Source organism: Dialister micraerophilus (assembly GCF_947090205.1).
Taxonomy (GTDB): domain Bacteria; phylum Bacillota; class Negativicutes; order Veillonellales; family Dialisteraceae; genus Dialister; species Dialister micraerophilus.
Genome location: NZ_CAMUNF010000003.1, coordinates 1 through 19,227, shown reverse-complemented (window position 1 = coordinate 19,227; position 19,227 = coordinate 1). Strand labels below are relative to the sequence as shown.

Annotated in this window: 18 protein-coding genes; 4 read left to right on the top strand and 14 right to left on the bottom strand. The window is 30.0% G+C overall.

The features are described 5' to 3' along the window. Positions 1–6: 6 nt before the first annotated feature. From ruvA to P6922_RS02545, 13 genes are all read right to left on the bottom strand, one after another. Positions 7–609 (bottom strand): Holliday junction branch migration protein RuvA, encoded by a 603-nt coding sequence (ruvA, locus tag P6922_RS02605; protein WP_276874012.1) that lies wholly within the window; start codon positions 607–609, stop codon positions 7–9. A 1-nt stretch (position 610) separates the two neighbouring features. Beyond that, entirely contained in the window at positions 611–1,105 is a 495-nt protein-coding gene (gene ruvC, locus P6922_RS02600; protein WP_276874010.1) for a crossover junction endodeoxyribonuclease RuvC, read from the bottom strand. Between the two features lie 95 nt (positions 1,106–1,200). Then, a complete protein-coding gene (locus P6922_RS02595; protein WP_276874008.1) occupies positions 1,201–2,208 on the bottom strand; it encodes an electron transfer flavoprotein subunit alpha/FixB family protein in 1,008 nt (335 codons plus the stop codon). A 10-nt stretch (positions 2,209–2,218) separates the two neighbouring features. Continuing rightward, the gene (locus P6922_RS02590) at positions 2,219–3,010 is read right to left on the bottom strand and encodes an electron transfer flavoprotein subunit beta/FixA family protein (RefSeq protein WP_276874006.1); all 792 of its coding nucleotides are present in this window, start codon (positions 3,008–3,010) and stop codon (positions 2,219–2,221) included. 19 nt (positions 3,011–3,029) lie between these two features. Beyond that, positions 3,030–6,446 carry a DNA polymerase III subunit alpha gene (locus P6922_RS02585; protein ID WP_276874004.1) on the bottom strand — a complete coding sequence of 1,139 codons (3,417 nt, stop codon included), beginning with the start codon at positions 6,444–6,446 and terminating at the stop codon, positions 3,030–3,032. A gap of 76 nt (positions 6,447–6,522) precedes the next feature. Beyond that, positions 6,523–6,687 carry a hypothetical protein gene (locus P6922_RS02580; RefSeq protein ID WP_007554668.1) on the bottom strand — a complete coding sequence of 55 codons (165 nt, stop codon included), beginning with the start codon at positions 6,685–6,687 and terminating at the stop codon, positions 6,523–6,525. A gap of 11 nt (positions 6,688–6,698) precedes the next feature. After that, positions 6,699–7,637 (bottom strand): cytochrome d ubiquinol oxidase subunit II, encoded by a 939-nt coding sequence (locus P6922_RS02575; RefSeq protein ID WP_276874002.1) that lies wholly within the window; start codon positions 7,635–7,637, stop codon positions 6,699–6,701. A 63-nt stretch (positions 7,638–7,700) separates the two neighbouring features. Then, a complete protein-coding gene (locus P6922_RS02570) occupies positions 7,701–8,132 on the bottom strand; it encodes a hypothetical protein (RefSeq protein ID WP_276874000.1) in 432 nt (143 codons plus the stop codon). A gap of 8 nt (positions 8,133–8,140) precedes the next feature. Next, complete coding sequence (locus P6922_RS02565) at positions 8,141–9,439, bottom strand: FtsW/RodA/SpoVE family cell cycle protein (RefSeq protein WP_276873998.1); 1,299 nt, start codon at positions 9,437–9,439, stop codon at positions 8,141–8,143. Next, a complete protein-coding gene (trmB, locus tag P6922_RS02560) occupies positions 9,403–10,062 on the bottom strand; it encodes a tRNA (guanosine(46)-N7)-methyltransferase TrmB (protein WP_007554678.1) in 660 nt (219 codons plus the stop codon). The genes P6922_RS02565 and trmB overlap by 37 nt, the downstream gene beginning before the upstream one ends. Positions 10,063–10,089: 27 nt before the next feature. Beyond that, complete coding sequence (locus P6922_RS02555) at positions 10,090–12,111, bottom strand: phosphoethanolamine transferase (protein WP_276873996.1); 2,022 nt, start codon at positions 12,109–12,111, stop codon at positions 10,090–10,092. A gap of 473 nt (positions 12,112–12,584) precedes the next feature. Beyond that, complete coding sequence (locus P6922_RS02550) at positions 12,585–13,943, bottom strand: PFL family protein (RefSeq protein WP_276873994.1); 1,359 nt, start codon at positions 13,941–13,943, stop codon at positions 12,585–12,587. A gap of 8 nt (positions 13,944–13,951) precedes the next feature. After that, positions 13,952–14,224 carry an ACT domain-containing protein gene (locus P6922_RS02545; RefSeq protein ID WP_007554655.1) on the bottom strand — a complete coding sequence of 91 codons (273 nt, stop codon included), beginning with the start codon at positions 14,222–14,224 and terminating at the stop codon, positions 13,952–13,954. 209 nt (positions 14,225–14,433) lie between these two features. Here P6922_RS02545 and P6922_RS02540 point away from each other — a divergent pair, with 209 nt between their 5' ends. Genes P6922_RS02540 through P6922_RS02525 form a run of 4 tightly spaced genes read left to right on the top strand, consistent with a single transcriptional unit; the run spans position 14,434 to position 18,004 of the window. Then, the gene (locus P6922_RS02540; protein ID WP_276873992.1) at positions 14,434–15,198 is read left to right on the top strand and encodes an exodeoxyribonuclease III; all 765 of its coding nucleotides are present in this window, start codon (positions 14,434–14,436) and stop codon (positions 15,196–15,198) included. A gap of 15 nt (positions 15,199–15,213) precedes the next feature. Next, a complete protein-coding gene (locus P6922_RS02535; protein WP_276873990.1) occupies positions 15,214–16,359 on the top strand; it encodes a sensor histidine kinase in 1,146 nt (381 codons plus the stop codon). Continuing rightward, the gene (locus tag P6922_RS02530) at positions 16,352–17,056 is read left to right on the top strand and encodes a response regulator transcription factor (protein WP_007554671.1); all 705 of its coding nucleotides are present in this window, start codon (positions 16,352–16,354) and stop codon (positions 17,054–17,056) included. Before P6922_RS02535 ends, P6922_RS02530 begins: the two co-directional genes overlap by 8 nt. A 27-nt stretch (positions 17,057–17,083) precedes the next feature. Continuing rightward, the gene (locus tag P6922_RS02525) at positions 17,084–18,004 is read left to right on the top strand and encodes an NAD-dependent epimerase/dehydratase family protein (RefSeq protein ID WP_276873989.1); all 921 of its coding nucleotides are present in this window, start codon (positions 17,084–17,086) and stop codon (positions 18,002–18,004) included. Between the two features lie 19 nt (positions 18,005–18,023). On the opposite strand, the gene P6922_RS02520 is transcribed toward P6922_RS02525, so the two are convergent. Then, the gene (locus tag P6922_RS02520) at positions 18,024–19,010 is read right to left on the bottom strand and encodes an RluA family pseudouridine synthase (RefSeq protein WP_007554661.1); all 987 of its coding nucleotides are present in this window, start codon (positions 19,008–19,010) and stop codon (positions 18,024–18,026) included. Between the last annotated feature and the right edge of the window lie 217 nt (positions 19,011–19,227).

Genomic DNA, 19,227 nt, shown 5'->3' with positions numbered 1-19,227 from the left:
TTTCTGTCATGAATGTTTTTTCCCCATTTCAAACAAAACCGCCCGAACTAATTCCATAGGATCCTTAAATTCCTTTTTTATACTTTTTAAAACAGGCATAATCTCATATTCTTGATATCCCAATGATTTTAAAATCATCACCGCTTCATTTTCCGATACCTTTTCGGAAGTTGAAGACTCAGTATCAGATTCTACATTTTCCACATTAGATACTGCTATTTTATCTTTAAGTTCAAGTACCAATCTTTCTGCTGTTTTTTTACCTATTCCGGGCAACTTCGTAAGAACTGAAATAGATTTTTTTTGAATTGCATTGCAAAATGAATTTATATCTATTGCAGACAATATCCCCATAGCAACTTTAGGTCCTATCTTCGACACCGATATAAGAACTAAAAACAAATCATAACTCTCTTTTTCAATAAAACCATATAATTGTATTGCGTCTTCTCTAACAGCCATGTACGTATATAATTTTATATTTTCACCTACACGGAGTTTTTCTTTATCTATATCAGAAATAAAAATACGATAACCGATTCCTGATGTTTCAACAAAGCATGATTGCTTTTCAAAAGTTGTTACAGTCCCTTTTATATACCCTATCATATTATAATCTCCCGTAAATATTTTCATATTCAGTACGATAAATTGCTGTCAATGCAATGGCAAGTGCATCGGCAGCATCATCCGGGCTTATCTTTTTCTTTATATTCATTATTTGCATAATCATTTCTATTACTTGTTTTTTTTCTGCTCTGCCATATCCTACCACTTGTTGTTTTACTTGAAGCGGAGTGCATTCAAAAATTTTTATATTTTTTTGAAACCCCGCCAATTGTATTACACCGCGTGCTTGTGCAACTGAAATCGCTGTTGTTATATTTTTATTAAAATATAGTGTTTCAATACCCATAACATCGGGTTTATAAATTTCTATTAATTCATTTACTCCCGTAAATATAATGTTTAATCTTTCAGATAAACTATATTCTTTTGTTGTTTCTATTACCCCATAGTCCACAGCAGATATTGAATTACCTTTTTTATCTACAATACCGAAACCGCATCTTCCCGTTCCGGGGTCTATACCTAAAGCACGCATATTTATCTCCCTTATTAACTTTGAGATTATTATAACACAGTATAAACTTAAATTATAAAACAGGAAGTAAAATACTATACTTCCTGTTTTCAATTTCATTTATCGGTTTTTATCTTTTTTAATTCTTTAATTAATATAGGTAAAAACTTATTTAAATCTGCAACAACCGTATAATCAGCTTCTTTCATTATAGGTGCAGTAGAATCTTTATTTATTGCAATTAAAATATCTGATTTTACTCCACAAATATGCTGCATCGCACCTGAAATTCCCAAAGCTATATATACTTTCGGAGAAACATTTTTCCCTGTTTGACCTATTTGATGCTCACTCGTTTCCCAACCCATTTCACAAACCGGTCTACTACATCCTATCGCTGCATTAAGTAATTTTGCCAATTCACTAACATATTTCCAATTTTCTTTTTTACCTATTCCACGTCCCCCGGCAACAATAATCTTTGCATCTTCAACAGGATTGTCTTCAATAGAATTCGTAATAATGTCTTTTAACAATGTTCCTATTTCATTTTCTTTCAAACTAAACTCAATATTTATTATCTTACCATGTCGTGTTGTATCTTCATTCGGATACAAAAAATTTCCGGGTCTAACTGTTCCTATTTGTGGTCTAAAATTGGGACTTACAATATCTGCCATAATATTTCCGCCCATTGCCGGTCTTGACCAAATTACCATACCTGTTTTTTCATCTACAGACATTTCCGTAACATCTGCCGTTACTCCGCAGACAAGTTTTGATGCCGTTCTTGGTGCTAAATCACGTCCATCATCTGTTGACGGAAAAATTATTACCGACGGAAAATGTTCTTTAAAAAAATCAACCAATATTTTTTCATAAACTTTTCCATTGTAATAATTAAATAATTCATGTTCAACTAAATATACATTATCTGCTCCTAAATGAATCAAAGTTTCAGCATGAATTTTAACTTTGTTTCCAATAAATAAAACATTTACTTGATCGTTTAATTTATCGGCAATTTTTTTTGCTTCTCCAATAAGTTCTCCTACAACTTTTGGAAATTCTCCATTTACAGATGTAGCTACTACATATATACCCTTGTACTTTGAAAAATCCATAATTCCCTCTCTATATAACTTTAATTTTTTTCATTGCTTTTAAAAATAAATTTACACTTTCTTCCATATTCGGTGTATCTATAGATATATTTTCTTTTTTTACAGGAATTATCGGCCTTATACCTCTAACTTGTGTAGGTGAACCTTTAATACCTATACGTTCAGAATCCACTTTTAAATCATCTGCAGTCAATGAAATAATTTCAAAATTTTTCTTATTTAAAATTCCCTTGATTGATGGATACCCGGGTTTATTTAACTCTGAAGAAACAGTAAACAATGCCGGAAGTTTGACCTCCAAAATCTCAACATTTTTATTCATTTTTCTTTTAACTTCAACTATATTTTCGCCTTTATACTTTAAATCTACAATTGAACAAATACTTTCTATATTTAACAAGCCGGCAAGTTCCGGTCCTACCTGTGCAGTATTACTGTCCAAAGATTCTTGTCCGCAAAAAATAAAATCAAAATTACCTATTTTTTCTATTCCTGCAGCAAGAGTATAACTCGTTGCCAATGTATCTGCACCACCAAATTTTCTATCTGTTATCAAATAAGCTTTGTCTGCTCCACGCGCCAAAGAATCCCTTAATATTTCCTCAACCGGAGGAGGTCCCATAGATATAACACTCACAGTACCGCCTAATTCTTTACGCAAAGAAAGTGCGGCTTCCAATGCATTTAAATCTAACGGATTAATTATGCTTTTTGCACCATTTCTGTCTAATCTTCCGGTTATAGGATCAATCCTCATTTTTGATGTATCTACTACATTTTTTACACAAACAAGAAAATTCATATTTTCCCCCTACTTATAACTATTTTTTTATATATTTAACTGCATTTTTACCTAAAAGCTTTTTTAACGCGGATTCTGTATAATCGGTATAATCTATCCAATATTCCCTATTCATTTCTATTACTCTTTTTTCTTTCAATAAATGCAAATATATAGGAATTTCTCCATGATTATTTTGTAATATTTCCGTTAAACTTCTGCTTACATAATTTGATTCATGTGATTCATCTACATATAAATGCAATTTCCCACCATTTCTTGATGTTTTCAATTCATCCATATCACGTATATCTTGAACAAGAATTTTTAAATTTCTTTCATCAGCTTGTACTCTACCTGTTATTTTTATAACTTTATCTTTAACTAAATACTGAAATTTATTTTCCCATACCGATGGAAATATCACACATTCAAATTCTCCGTCATAATCTTCTAAAGTTGCATACCCCATTGATAATCCTTTTTTTGTAATAGTTTTTTTTACTCTTGTAACTATACCGCACATTGTCACAATTCTACCATCATAATCAATATCATTATCATCAAAAACTTTTGATTTCACAAACGATTCAATCATGTCGGAATATTCATCTAAAGGATGCCCGCTTACATAAAACCCGAGCAATTTCTTTTCCCAATGAAGTTTTTCTTTTTTCGACATCGGTTCTATATCAGGGTAATCAATTTCTCTTATTATTTCAGATTCAGCAAATAAATTTTGCTGACCGGCATCTCTGTCAAATCTCCCTGATGCGGCTATATTTATAGCATCATCCAAAACTGCCAACAACTGACTTCTATCATAACCGAAACAGTCTAATGCACCGCATTTTATTAAACTTTCGCATGCTCGACTATTCAAAATTTTTGAGTCAATTCTTTCCAATAAATCAATAAGATTTTTAAAATCACCTTTTTTATTACGTGATTCTATAATATGATTTACAGCATTTTCTCCAACATTTTGAATTCCTGAAAGACCGAAAATAATATTTTCACCTTTTACTGAAAAATATGCTTGACTTTTATTTATGTCAGGTGCCAAAACTTTTATTCCGGCTTTACGTGTATTTTCAATGTATCTATTTACTTTATTTATATCACCGATATAACATGTCATCATAGATGCCATAAATTCAGGGCGAAAATTAGCTTTCAAATATGCAGTTTCCCATGCAATACGTCCATAACAAACACTATGAGATTTATTAAATCCATAACCTGCAAAATGAACCATCAAATCAAAAACATGATTAGATATGCTTTTATCTATACCTTTACCCTCAGCACCTTTTACGAAAAGTTCGCGTTGTGCTTGAAGTATCTCGGGTTCTTTGTGTCCCATTGCTCTTCTAAGTAAATCTGATTGGCCTAATGTAAATCCTCCCATTTCAGAGGCAATTTGCATAACTTGTTCTTGATAAAGAATAACTCCATATGTTTCTTTTAAAATTTTTTCCAATGACGGATGAGGATAATCCACTTTTGTTTTTCCGTGTTTTCTATTAATGAAATCTTCCGCCATACCGCTTCCCAACGGCCCCGGTCTATACAATGCTACCATAGGAATTAAATCCTCAAATCTTTCCGGGTGTAATTGCATCAACAAATTTGTAAATCCATCGGATTCAGATTGAAAAACCCCGACAGTATCTCCCATACAAAGCATATTGCATGTTTTTGCATCACTATCGTCAATTTCAGACATTTTAACAGTTATTCCGCGATTTTCTTTTATCATTTGCAATGTATCATGAATAACTGTCAAATTTCTCAAACCAAGTAAATCCATTTTCAAAAGACCTAATTCTTCATCCAGATCTTTTTCATATTGTGTTTGTATAAAATCATCTTGAGTCAATTGTATGGGTACATATTCATAAACAGGTTTTGAACAAATTACTACACCTGCAGCATGTGTACCCGATTGACGTGATAATCCTTCTAATTTTATACAATGATCTACTAACGTACGTACCGTATTGTTATTTTCATATTCATTTAAAAAATCACGTGAAGATTCCAAAGTCGATTTTAAAGTAACACCGGGACCACCGGGTATCATTTTCGCAATTCTATCAACTTCTTTAAGCGGAATGCTCATTACGCGACCTACATCACGTATAACTGCTCTTGCCGCAAGCGTTCCAAACGTAATAATTTGAGCAACTTGTTCTTCTCCGTATTTACTCTTTAAGTACTCAATTATCTCTCCACGTCTTCTATAACATAAATCTGTATCTATATCCGGCATTGATACACGTTCCGGATTCAAAAAACGTTCGAAAAGTAAATCAAATCTTAAAGGATCTATTTCTGTTATATCCAATAAATATGCAACTATACTTCCTGCTGCACTTCCTCTACCGGGACCGATTGGAATTCCTTTATTTTTTGCATACCGTATAAAATCCATTACAATCAAAAAATAATCTGAAAATCCCATCTGATTTATGATATTCAATTCATAATTCAATCGGCTTTCTTCTTTATCATTAAAATGCGGATATCGTTTAGGCAAAGCATCAAAACATAATTTTCGTAAATATGTTGCAGCAGTTTCACCGCAAGGCACATCATACGAAGGAAGTTTATGTTTTCCGAAAGTTAATTTAACATTACATCTTTCAGCTATTATTTTTGTATTTTCTATTGCTCCGGGAAATTCACCCAAAAGCAATTTCATTTCCTCTCCTCTTTTACAATAAAACTCATTATTTGCAAAAGCGAAATGATTTGGATTATCTAAAGTATTTCCTGTAGAAATACATAATTTTATTTCGTGACTTTTAGCATCTTCTTTGCGCACATAATGAAAATCATTTGTAGCTACCAAGCCTAAATTATATTCTTTTGCAATTAAAGACAATTCTTGCCTTACTATAGCTTCTTCCGGCATTCCATGATTTTGCAATTCCAAAAAAAAGTTATTTCTGCCGAATGTATCTATATAAAATTCAGTTAATTTACGTGCTTTTTCTTTATCTCCATTTAAAATCGCTTGCGGTATTTCTCCGCCTATACAAGAAGTCAGTGCTATTATCCCTTTACTATATTTTCTTAATAAATCATGATCAACTCTAGGTTTTACGTAATAGCCTTCAACCCAAGCTTTAGAACAAATTTTAATTAAATTTTGATACCCCTCATTATTTTCTGCAAGTAAAATCAAATGTCCCAACTTTTCTTTGAAAGCATTACCCTTTTTAAATCTTGAATCTGCAGTTACGTATAATTCACATCCTATTATAGGTTTAATACCTTGCTTAATACACTCTTTATAAAGATAAACGGCACCATACATTGCACCATGATCTGTTATTGCAATAGCTTGCTGACCTAATTCTTTTACATATGAAACCAATTCTTTTATGCGACTTATTCCATCAAAAAGACTGTACTCCGTATGAGAATGTAAATGAACAAACGAATCCACAAATTCACATCCCTTCTATTATTTAAAAATATTTATTAAATAAAGAAGCAACACATCAAAAATGACTGTTGCTTCTTTATTTTTTATGTTCATCAGGTTTATCTAAAATAACAATTTTACCTTCTTTTTTTAATTTATTTTTTTCCTCATCAGAAAGAAGTTCAGTATTTAAAACTATTTTAGCTCCCATTTTATTGAGAATTTCATCAATTGTATGTTCTGTCTTAAAAATTTCACTCATAAAAAGCTCCTTCAAATATAATCATTCCACTTATATACAAGTTTTTTCCTTACTAATTTATATATAAATGAAACAAAAGTCCATATAACTGTAATTAATAAAATTTCTAATATATGTAAATTAACCAGTTCTTTTTTTATTAAGATAACATTTAAAATTTTCCAACAAGAAAATTTAGATACGTATGTAATAAAATAAGTTGAAAGTGAACAAATCAAATAAAAATAAGCAAATACAAGTCCCACTTTAACATTACGACTACGAACAAAATAGAAAGATAATACATAAAATATAAGTGTTGAGACTATTCCTATCCAATAATAGCCGCTGTTTATAGCATTATCATCGAAATAAGATTTTAAAAAGAAAGAAAATATCAAGTAAGCAAAAACAGAAACTAAGCTACTTACTAAATAGCCTGCCCTAAATCGTTCAGATAACGGATTTACAGTTTTTACCGCTCCATATATACATCCGATTTGAAAACAAGAAAAAATTATCCAAAAAGATGATAAAGCACCTACTAAGGAAAGTAAATAACTTTCCTTATATAAAGGCATAAATGAATAGCATCCGATAAAAAATAAACTCATTATTGAAAATAAAGTCATCAATCTACAGGAAGTTTTATTTTTAAAAATATCTATTCCCAATGAGAATATAAATCTTATAATACATCCTAATATAATTATTCCTGTTAAAATTTTTGTGCTTTCATTTAAATTATATACTGAATCAACAAAAAAAATAAGTGCAGTTATTCCCAGCAAAAACCATAATTCATTTCCATCAATCCCAGGTCTAAGTAATTTAAGAATTACCTTACGCTCATCATCACTTTTACATATAAATGATGATGCAATACAAAGTCCCCAATCCATTGCCTCAAGTATGAAATAAAGTCCAAAAAAACAAACAGGTAACAACAATATATTGTTACTTATATACATAAAATACCTCCATAAAATCATTTTTTTAATTAAAATAAGTATAGCATAAATAATTTTTAAAATTTAATTATTCATACATTCTTTTCTTACATAATCTGAAGCTTCATGAATAGATTTTGTCTTGTCTTTTAAATACAAATAACAGCTTTTCATTAATTTAATATTCGAATTTTTTCCCACAAATGCAAAATCTGAAGGACTTATAAAATATGATTCAGAATAATTTTCACTAAACTCCGTAACTAACCAATTATTATATCCAGAATCATAAATAATAAATCCGTTCTTTTTTTCACATTTTAAATTATATGCAAATATGCTTAAACATTCTAATATATTCGTATATATAAAAAAATTGTCTTTGTTATTTATTTTTTTTAAAATTTCATAATAATTTTTACAATAAGAAAATATAGAACAATTCATATTAAATATTTTTGAATATTCAACTATCTTATAGTTTTTTTCACCTTTTAATAAAAAAATAATTTCCATACTATTAATCACTTATTTTCCGGATGAAATACTGTGCCTGAAATTTTATCCAAAGATACAAGCTTACCTTCCATAGCAGCGATATACATTCTACGTTCTTCCATATCACTTCTATAAAGACTTTTGGTAACAGTATTATATATTAAAGCAACTGCCAACATATTAATTAATAAAGATGTACCTCCATACGAAATAAATGGAAGCGGTATCCCGGTAACCGGAAAACATCCTATTACCATTGCTATATTTATAATTCCTTGTATAGATATAAGCATAGTCAACCCATATACCAATAAAGCATGATATGTATACTTCAACTGACGTGCCACTGAAAATCCGCAACATAAAAATGCTACATACAATATAAGTATACAAACAGATCCTATAAATCCGAACTCTTGGCTGAAAACTGCATATGCAAAATCAGTATATTGTTCAGGTAAATATAAAAATTTAGACAATCCTTGACCTAATCCTTGTCCAAATATACCGCCGGATCCTACAGCGATTAAACTTTGTACTGTCTGATATCCTAAATCTCTTGCATGCGAAAAAGGATCCCATAATACAATTACACGATCCCATCTATACGGCTCTATCAACGCCAGTAAGAAAAATCCACCTATGGCAGCAGTAATTCCCCATATAATTTCTTTTATAGGCATACCTGACATTATATATAAAAATCCGGGAAAAAATATAATCATTCCGGCAGTGCCCATATCCGGTTGCATCAATACCATAACCGCCATTATAAAAGGTGCAATCAACGGCTTAAAATAACCTATCATAGCACTAAAAGAATCTGATTTTCTTTTACTTCTTGAATGTATAAAAGGTTTAAAAAATCTATAAAATATAGTTATTTTCTCTTTTTTGTCCAATTTAGGTGCCAAATATGAAGCCGTCCAAATAATACCTGAAACCTTAGCTATTTCTGAAGGCTGCAAAGAAACAGGTCCGATTTGAATCCATCGCGTTGCTCCGTTTACAGTACGCCCTGCTACAACAACAGCAAGCAACAATAGTAATGTTATTCCTACCCACAACAATGAATGCTTACGTATAAAAACATCATTACAACGTGATACTATTACACTTCCTATGATACCCAATATCAAATATATACTATGATTAAGTATATGATAATAAGCACTATCACCTGAGTGTAAATCCATATAGTATGTTGCACTGTAAATGTTAAAAAATCCAAGTACTATTAAGATACTTACAATTATAAGCAACCACCGAAGAGCCTTAGGAATGTATTTTACTCTTCGTTTGGGCGCCGTGCTATTAAACGGCATACAGAATTCCCCTTCCTGCTGAATTTTTCTTCGTATTCTGTTTCAACGTCACCTTCTACAGGATTTGAATGTAAATCATAAGTTATATCCGACAAGTTCCATCCTGTTTCTTTAAATTCAGATATCGAAAAATCAAATAAACCACGATTATCCGTTTTAAAAATTATCCTTCCGTCTTTTTTAAGTATAGTTTTATAACGATTTAAAAAATCTCTATAAGTCAATCTTCGTTTAAAATGTCTTTTTTTCGGCCATGGATCACTGAAATTCAAATAAATACAATCAACTTCTCCTTTGCCGAAAATTTCTTCTATAACACTTACATCACCCAAAATTAATCTGACATTTTCTATTTTTGTTTCTGATTCAGCAATTTTCTTTCCAGCATAATAAATAACACCTTGCTGTTTTTCCATTCCTACAAAATTTATTTCAGGATTTTTTAATGCCATTCCCAATATAAATTTTCCCTTTCCTGTGCCGAATTCTACATGTAACGGATTTTCAGGTTTTTTAAAACATTGTCTCCACTTTTCACGTTTATCTTTAGGTTCATCCAAAAATAAAAATTCTTTATATTCTTTAATAGCTTCTTCAATCCACGGCTTTTTACGAAGTCGCATAAACCCTCCTTAAACAACATTATCATTTTATTTATTTTCTTGACTTAAACCTTCGTTTTTTATATCCGGAAGAGGAGCTTCCGTTATAAATACTTTAGGATATGCACTAAAATCTAAATTTGGAGTTACTCCCAATTTACCCTGAGGATATTTGTTATTCCATTCATTATCCAAAATATCCTTGTTTTCTCCAACCTGTTCTTTATCATTTCTTACCCAAATATTACCATACATAGTTAATAAGTCTGAATAATCTTCATCATATTTATCAGAGAAAAAATCATATCTCGCATCGTAATGTACAAATTTCAATCCCATCATACCCATCAAAGTATCGTAAATTTTGTCATTTGTAAAAGGCATATTTTTTCGTTCAATCATTCTATTAAAAATATCCTTTCGAGTTCTTTGATAATTATCGGAAGTATAAACCCAAAAAGGTATATGAACCATCGTGTAGTCAAATTGATCTGCATTATGACCCGGACGTTCCGCTACCAATTCTCCATGATCTGAAAAATAAATCAACCCATCCGCATGTATATAATTTGTAACCTCATTCATAATTTGCGACATTACATAATCATTGAAAAGAACGGAATTATCATATTCGTCAGTCATTATTTCAGCTTTTGTACGTTTTTTGCTTTGATCAACCGGCCAAAAATAAAACTCTTTCGGATAACGATCCCAATAACTTACATGACTACCCATCAAATGAATTACTATTAACTGTCTTCTATTAGTAGGATCCACTTTACGCAAAAAAGGAACTAAAGCAGAATCGTAATTTTTGGTTACAACACCTGTGCCTATGTATTTATTAATCCAATATTGATCATCACATTGAGAACCTATAGCACCTATAGGTGTATCCCATATACCGAAACGTGATTGATTTGATATCCATGTTGTTTTAAAACCTGCCTGTCTGGCTAAATCTATAATGGAAAATGCATCTGCCAATCTTATATCGTTATATTGATTTTTCTCCGTTAAAGCATACGTTAAAACTTGAACAGTTTGAGTATAACAAGAATAAACGTGATTAAAAAATGTATAATGAGGATCTAAAATGGCTTTTGATTGAAATGGAGTATTTTCTCTGTTATAACCATATACATTCATATGATCTCTGGTCAAAGATTCACCAATAACTAATACGTATACACCATCAGGTACACTTCTTAATTCATTCAACAATTTTGAGTCTTCAATTTTCATATGTTTTCTTGACTCTAAAATTTTCTGATATTCTGCAAAACTTTTTAAAGTTGAGGATGTTTCAAAAAGAACATGTGCCAATCTTGTATTGCTTACACTCCATGCTGTAAGTAAACAATTTGCTAAAAATACCATCAATACAAAAAAATATATTCTCTTTGAAAATGTTCCTTTTCTGTTAAAACTGAATTTACTTGTATAAAAAACAAAACCGCCTATTATTAAAACGCCTATTATTGCCGAAATCAACTTAAAATATGAAATATTTACACTTATATACTCCATTGACTCAGTTACATTTGTTTGAGCAAGAGCAAGTAGCATATTTACCGATATAAGCGAATTTGTCAATTCAAAATAACCTACATATGTGCATTGAATAAAAATATACAACAGCATAAACAAAACACATATTATTCTTATTACCCATCTTATCTTACCTGGTAAAACCCATGCAGCAATTAAGCATGACAAAAATAAATATAAAGGTGTACTTAACTCCCCTGACACATCGGTCATATCAAGTACAACACCTGCATGAGTAGATAAATAAGGAACGATTAAAGAAAAAAGAATTAAACACAAAACAGTAATCCATAAATGGATTGCCGCTTTTTTCATTTTATGCTTTATGAAATAAATCGTAATGGCACTAATTTCAAAAAACAATAAAAAAATCTTTGCTTGGGAAAATAATGCATATCCTCCGGCGGATCCATATACCCAACTTAAAAAAAATTCAAATATAAACGGAACCAAAGTAATAGCAGATAACCATAAATACCAATGTCCTCTTTTATTTGAACTTTCACAATCTTGATTCATATCATTGTCACCTTTTAAAAAACTACATATCCAAACAACTTTACAAATACATTATAACTCAAATAATGCTTACCCTATTCATTAATTTCATATATTATTTAATTTTATTTAAAAACATAACTTTACTACCAATATAATACATCTTAAAAATCTTACACTGCAAATATTTCAATAAACTATTTTATAGTATAACCTATTACAATCACTATTTCATGTTTATTCTATCAAATTTTAGACATTTAAATACAGTTATAAAAATATAATAATTTCCGAAAATTATATTTCTTGAACATTACAAATAATAATTCATTTTGTAAATAGTTTTATATTTCATTTTATACTTAAAAAATACCATTAAAATATCAAAAAGTATTTTAATTATATATAAAGTAATATATAAAATTCTCCTTAAAGTAATTTATATATATTACTTTAAGGAGAAAATATCAAATCGGTATTAATTTTATAGCAAATCAATTTGTTAAAGACCTAATCGGAGCCGGTATGCGCCCGCCACGCTTAATAAAATTATCTGCCTTAAACTTACTTATTTTCATAACGGGAGCATATCCCATAAGTCCACCAAAGCTTACCATATCACCCGGTTTCTTACCCGGTACAGGTATAAGCCTTGTTGCCGTAGTTTTATTATTTATCATCCCTATAGCCGCTTCATCAGCCAAAATGGCAGATAAAGTTTCTACAGAAGTATCTCCCGGAACAGCTATCATATCCAATCCCACTGAACATACGCAAGTCATAGCTTCCAATTTTTCAAGAGTTAAACTACCTCTCTTCACGGCTTCGATCATTCCTAAATCTTCACTCACAGGGATGAATGCACCGGATAGTCCTCCTACTCTTGATGATGCCATTAATCCGCCTTTTTTTACTGCATCATTAAGCAATGCAAGTGTAGCTGTTGTGCCCGGTCCTCCGCAACTCTCCAATCCTATTTCTTCTAAAACTTGCGCAACACTATCTCCTACATCTGAAGTAGGTGCCAATGATAAATCTATAATACCGAAAGGAGTATTAAGACGATCTGATGCCACTTTAGCAACCAATTGACCTAAACGTGTAATCATAAAAGCAGTATTTTTTATAACATTTGCAACTACATCAAGAGGTTCCCCTCTTACAGATTCCAATGCTTTCTTTACAACACCGGGACCTGATACACCTACATGTATAGCCGAATCTCCTAACGTAGTTCCGTGAAATGCACCTGCCATAAAAGGATTATCTTCTACAGGATTACAAAATTCAACAAGCTTTGTACAGCCATATGCATCATTATCTTTCGTCAATTCCGCAGTTTTCTTTATTATTTCACCCATCTTTTTTACTGCATTCATATTAATTCCTGCTTTTGTTGAACCTACGGAAACAGAGCTGCAAACACTTGATGTAGATGCTAAAGCTTCAGGAATAGAATTAATTAAAACTTCATCTGAATTACTGATTCCACTATCAACTAATGCTGAAAATCCCCCAATTATATCAATCCCTATTATATCTGCAGCTTTTTGCATAGTTTCTGCAATTGATACATAATTTGAAGACTTAAGGCCTCCGCATACCAAGGATATCGGTGTAACGGAAACGCGTCTATTTACAATAGGTACTCCATATTCTCTGGAAATTTCATGCGTAACTCCAGTTAATTTTTCAGCTTTTGAACAAATCGTATCATATATATTTCTACAAAGTTTTTTCTCATCATCAGATACACAATTCAAGAGAGATATTCCCATAGTTACAGTACGAACATCCAATTTATTTTGATCAAACATTCGCTCAGTTTCTAAAATTTCTTCTATATCAAGCATATATCCTCCTAAATACGATGCATCGAATAAAAAATATCCGTTAACTGAGCACGTGCATCAACACCCATTTTTTTGCCTAAATTTTCTATACGTTCTTGTACAACTTTTAACTCTTCATTAGACTTTTCCATATCACAAATAAGAATCATATTGAAAATTCCATCCAAAATTGTTTGTGAAATATCCAATATATTAATATTCATGTCTGCCAACTCTGTTACTATTCCGGCAACAATACCTATTTTATCTGCCCCGATTACTGTAACTGCAATTTTCTTCATAACTCCTCCTTCAACCATTTCATCGATTAAAAATGAGATAATTCATATATTATTAATTGTATCAAAAGCCGGATTATATTGCATCACATGTAATATGTGATAAACCGCTATATTTAAAACTTAAATATTCTTTCTATTTATTTGAATAATTGATTAAATTCGATAATAAGTGTAAAATGTTTTAAGACTATAATAAAAAAGGAGCTTATATGAATAATTTAAAATATATCTCATGGAATGTAAACGGATTAAGAGCTTGTATAAAAAAAGGTTTTTTGGATTCTTTTAAAAATTTAAATGCTGATTGTTTTTGTCTTCAAGAAACAAAATTACAACCTCATCAAATTGAATTAGATATTCCGGGTTACTACCAATATTGGAACAGTGCAATAAAAAAAGGATATAGCGGTACAGCCCTTTTTACAAAAATAAAACCTATATCTATATCATACGGAATGAATATTGAAGAACATGATCAAGAAGGTCGGTTAATTACAGCTGAATTCGAAAATCATTTTTTGGTGGTGTGTTATACCCCAAACAGCCAAAGGCAACTTGCCAGACTGGAATATAGAATGAAATGGGAAAATGATTTTAAAAATTACCTATTAAAATTAACAGAAAGTAAACCCGTAATATTATGTGGAGATTTAAATGTGGCGCACAAAGAAATCGATCTTGCAAACCCCTCATCCAACCATAAAAATGCAGGTTTTACCGATGATGAACGTAAAAAATTTTCTACACTTTTGGAAAATGGATTTACAGATACATTTAGATATTTATATCCTGATAAGAAAGATGCATATTCTTGGTGGAGTTATTTTGCAAAATCACGTGAACGCAACATCGGTTGGAGAATAGATTATTTTTTAGTATCCGACAAACTTAAAAATAAGATAAAAGATGCAAAAATACACCCCGAAATACAGGGAAGTGATCATTGTCCCGTAGAACTCACTTTTGACTGCTAAAAGGTTTTTAAAACTATGAATGAAAAAAACTTCAACTCATGTTCATGTAACGAAAAAACAAAAAAAGATAATTTAAAAAAAGATAATTTATTGTCTTTTTTTAAAAGTTTAATAATTAAAATTTTTTTATTTTCAATTTCTTTATTTTTACTGTTTTCAATGATTTTATATTACCAGATATACAATAATAATAATTTTTCTGATTATTTTTTTGTTTATTTAATATCACTTTTCTTTGTATTACATTGTATATTTTTTATTATTATTTACAAAAAAAATGCCGATTTTATAAAAAAAATATTGGCTGTTACAAATTTACTTAAACTGGGATTACACCAGATTCATCACGGAATTAAACCTATAGAAATTTATTATAATAATGAAAATGAATTTGGACAATTATGTAAAATCTATAAAATTCTATCTGATAAAATAAAAGAAAAAGAATTGAAAAATAATATAAATGATGAAAAAAGAAAAGTTATTTTTTCTGGTATTATTCATGATAATAAAACATTATTAACTACTCTTCTAGGTTATTCTGAAGCTTTAAAAATGAATAAAAACCTTTCAACTGAAAAAAAAGAAAAATATATAACAGGTATTTATTCATGTGCAGAAGATTTAAGTGAACTTAATGAAACTTTATCTGTATTCAATAAAATATCAAAAACAAATTCTTTACTACATCCCAAGCCTCTAGACTTCAGCCAAACGATTCATAAAATAGTAAATCCTGTAGCAGATTCATTAGCCTTAAAAAATGTCTCTATTACAATGAATTTAGCTGAAAATCTTTATATAAATTTAGATATAAAAGCATTTAAAAGAATACTTTTAAATCTTCTTGCAAATACCATACGTTATAGAAAAAAACAATTTTCAAAAATTACTTTAAAAACATATAAAGAAGGTAATTTTGCTGTTTTTTCTTACAGTGATGACGGTCCGGGTGTATCAAAAGATAATTTACCTCACCTATTTGAAGCATACTATAGAAATCCTGAAACAAAAAAAACTATACAAGGAAGCGGATTAGGATTAGCAATAGTTGCTAAGATTATCGAAGCCCATAAAGGAACCTATGAGGCTAAATCTGATAATGGACTTACTATTATTACCCGTATTCCTTTAATTGAAAGAGAGGATTCTTATGACTAATATTCTTATTATAGAAGATGATAAAAACATGGCGGAAATGGAACGTGATTTTTTGGAGGGTTCAGGTTATATTCCACATGTTGCAAAAAACGGAGAAGAAGCTCTAAAAATAATGAATAATGTAAATGTAGATGCCATTATTTTAGATGTAAACTTACCTGAAGAAGACGGATTTTCTCTTTGCAGAAAATTAAGAGATTTAACAGATTCCCCCATTATTTTTGCAACAGGAAGAGATGATGATGCAGATATAGTAAGAGGTCTCGGATTGGGTGCTGATGATTACCTTGTTAAACCATTCAGAGGGACCGTCTTAGTTGCTCACTTAAAAGCTCAACTGGCTACACACAAAAGATTGATTAATAAAAACAATTACAAACCTTGCATAGAAGACGGTTTAACGATAGGTGAATTAACAATTCGTCCGAAAGCTCGTCAAATTTTATTAGATAATAAAGAAGTTATTATTACCGGAAAAGAATTTGATTTACTGTTATTTCTTGTAGAACACCCCAATGAAGTATTTTCAAAGGAACAACTTTTCGAACAAATTTGGGGTTTAGATCCTATAGGAGAACCTGCCACAGTTACAGTGCATATAAATAGACTTCGTGATAAACTGAAAAGTGTATCAGGACGACCATATGAAAAAATTGAGACTGTATGGGGTGCCGGATATCGTTTTCATATTGATTGATATCTAAGAGAGAAGGTTTGTTAATTAATGAATATATTAATTACCGGAGGTGCCGGTTTTATAGGTTCCCATTTGGCAGATGCATTAATAAAACTTAATCACAATGTTACTATAATTGATAATTTATCTTCCGGAACAAAGTTTAATGTACCGTCTGAAGCTGAATTTATTGAAGCAGATATAAGAACTTCATCTATAGCCAACATTTTTAAAAATCACAAATTTGATTTAGTTTTTCATGAAGCGGCACAAACACTTGTACCTGAATCTATAAAAAATCCATATAAAGATGCAGATGAAAATATAATGGGATTAATAAATGTATTGGAATCTTGCAGACAAACGGGTGTAAAAAAAATAATTTTTTCTTCATCTGCAGCGGTATACGGAAACAATTCGAATTTACCTTTATCTGAAAACGAAAGTTTGTTTCCTACCTCTTTCTATGGATTAACAAAAACTACAAGTGAAAAATATTTAAATCTATATTTTGAATATTTCGGAATACATTACACAATACTACGTTATAGCAATGTATATGGCCCACGACAAGGTGCAAATGGTGAAGGTGGCGTAATATACATTTTTGCGAAAGCTTTAGCTGAAAATAAACCGATAAATATATTCGGAGATGGAAACCAAACAAGAGATTTTATTTCCGTTCATGATATTGTCGAGGCAAACATAGCAGCAATTACTAACGGAAATGAAAAAATATTAAATATAAGCACAGAAACCGAAACAACATTAAATGAATTAGCAAACAAAATGATTAATCTTTCAAAAAAAGATAAAAATTTGATTCATTATAAAAAACCTAGAAACGGTGATATTTACAGATCTTGCTTGTCTAATAAAAATGCTGTTGCTGAATTAAATTGGAAACCAAAAATTTCATTGGATAAAGGTCTGATTGAAACAATTACATATTTTAAAAATAAAACATGAAAACAAAAATACTCACATTTTAAGATAATGTGGGCATTTTTGTTTTATTCAATATACACATTATATCCTTTGGAATCGGTGCCTTTATTTTCATTCCTGATAATTCTTTCAAACAATGATTTTCCGGAAATTCAATCGAATACGAATGTAATAATTGTCTACCAATTTCTAAGATTTTGGAAATTTCCAAACTTTCATTATTTCCATACTTTCTATCTCCCAAAATAGGATGACCGATGTAACTTAAATGTGCACGAATTTGATGAAATTTACCTGTCAATAAAGTTACTTCCAAAAAAGTTACTGGATATTCATGTAATTTAAAACTTTTAATTACATGAACTTTTGTTTTTATTTCTAAAAACCCCTCCTTTTTTTCATTAGATACAATAGCTTTATTATTTTCAACATTTTTAAATAAATAATCTTTTAAATATAAATCATCTTTTATATCTCCAAAAACTAAACAAAGATACTTTTTATTTATAACATGATTTTTAATTAATTCATTTATTTCTCGTGCAATTTTAAATGTTTTTGCACAAATTAATGTCCCTGATGTATTTTTATCTAGACGATTACAAATAGATGGTTTAAATCCTGAATAATTACTATTTTTTATATATTCCAACAGATAATCATTTAAAGATTTTTGCCTTGATATATCTCGTTGAGATAACATGCCTTTAGGCTTATTAACAACAATAATATCTTCATTTTCATACAAAATAATGTCTTTAAATGAAAAATTTTCAATATTCCCCTTTAATATTTCTTTAGATTCCTTTTTACTGAAATTTTCCAAAGTTTCATCAGAAAACCAAATCTCTATAACATCACCTGATTTTATAATTTCATTTCCATTTGCTTTCTTATTATTATACAAAATATTTTTCTTTCTTAAACTTTTATATATTAAACTTTTAGATGCTCCTGGAAGAAGTTTAAACAAAAATTTAATCAGCTTTTGTCCTTCATCACAAAATGAAATTTTATATTCTCTCATAGTTATCTCCTTAAAATAATTTTAACATATTAATAAATAAGAAAAAACTGCACAATATTCGGATAAAAAATAATGAACAAAAAAGCAAGCATCTCTGCTTGCTTTCCTTTAAATTACGACAAATAAAAAAAGCACTATGTTCATCACATGTGCTTTTTCTAATCAGCGGCTTTCTATCCTCCCAGGTCGCTTCCAACCAAGTACTTTCGACGTTTGT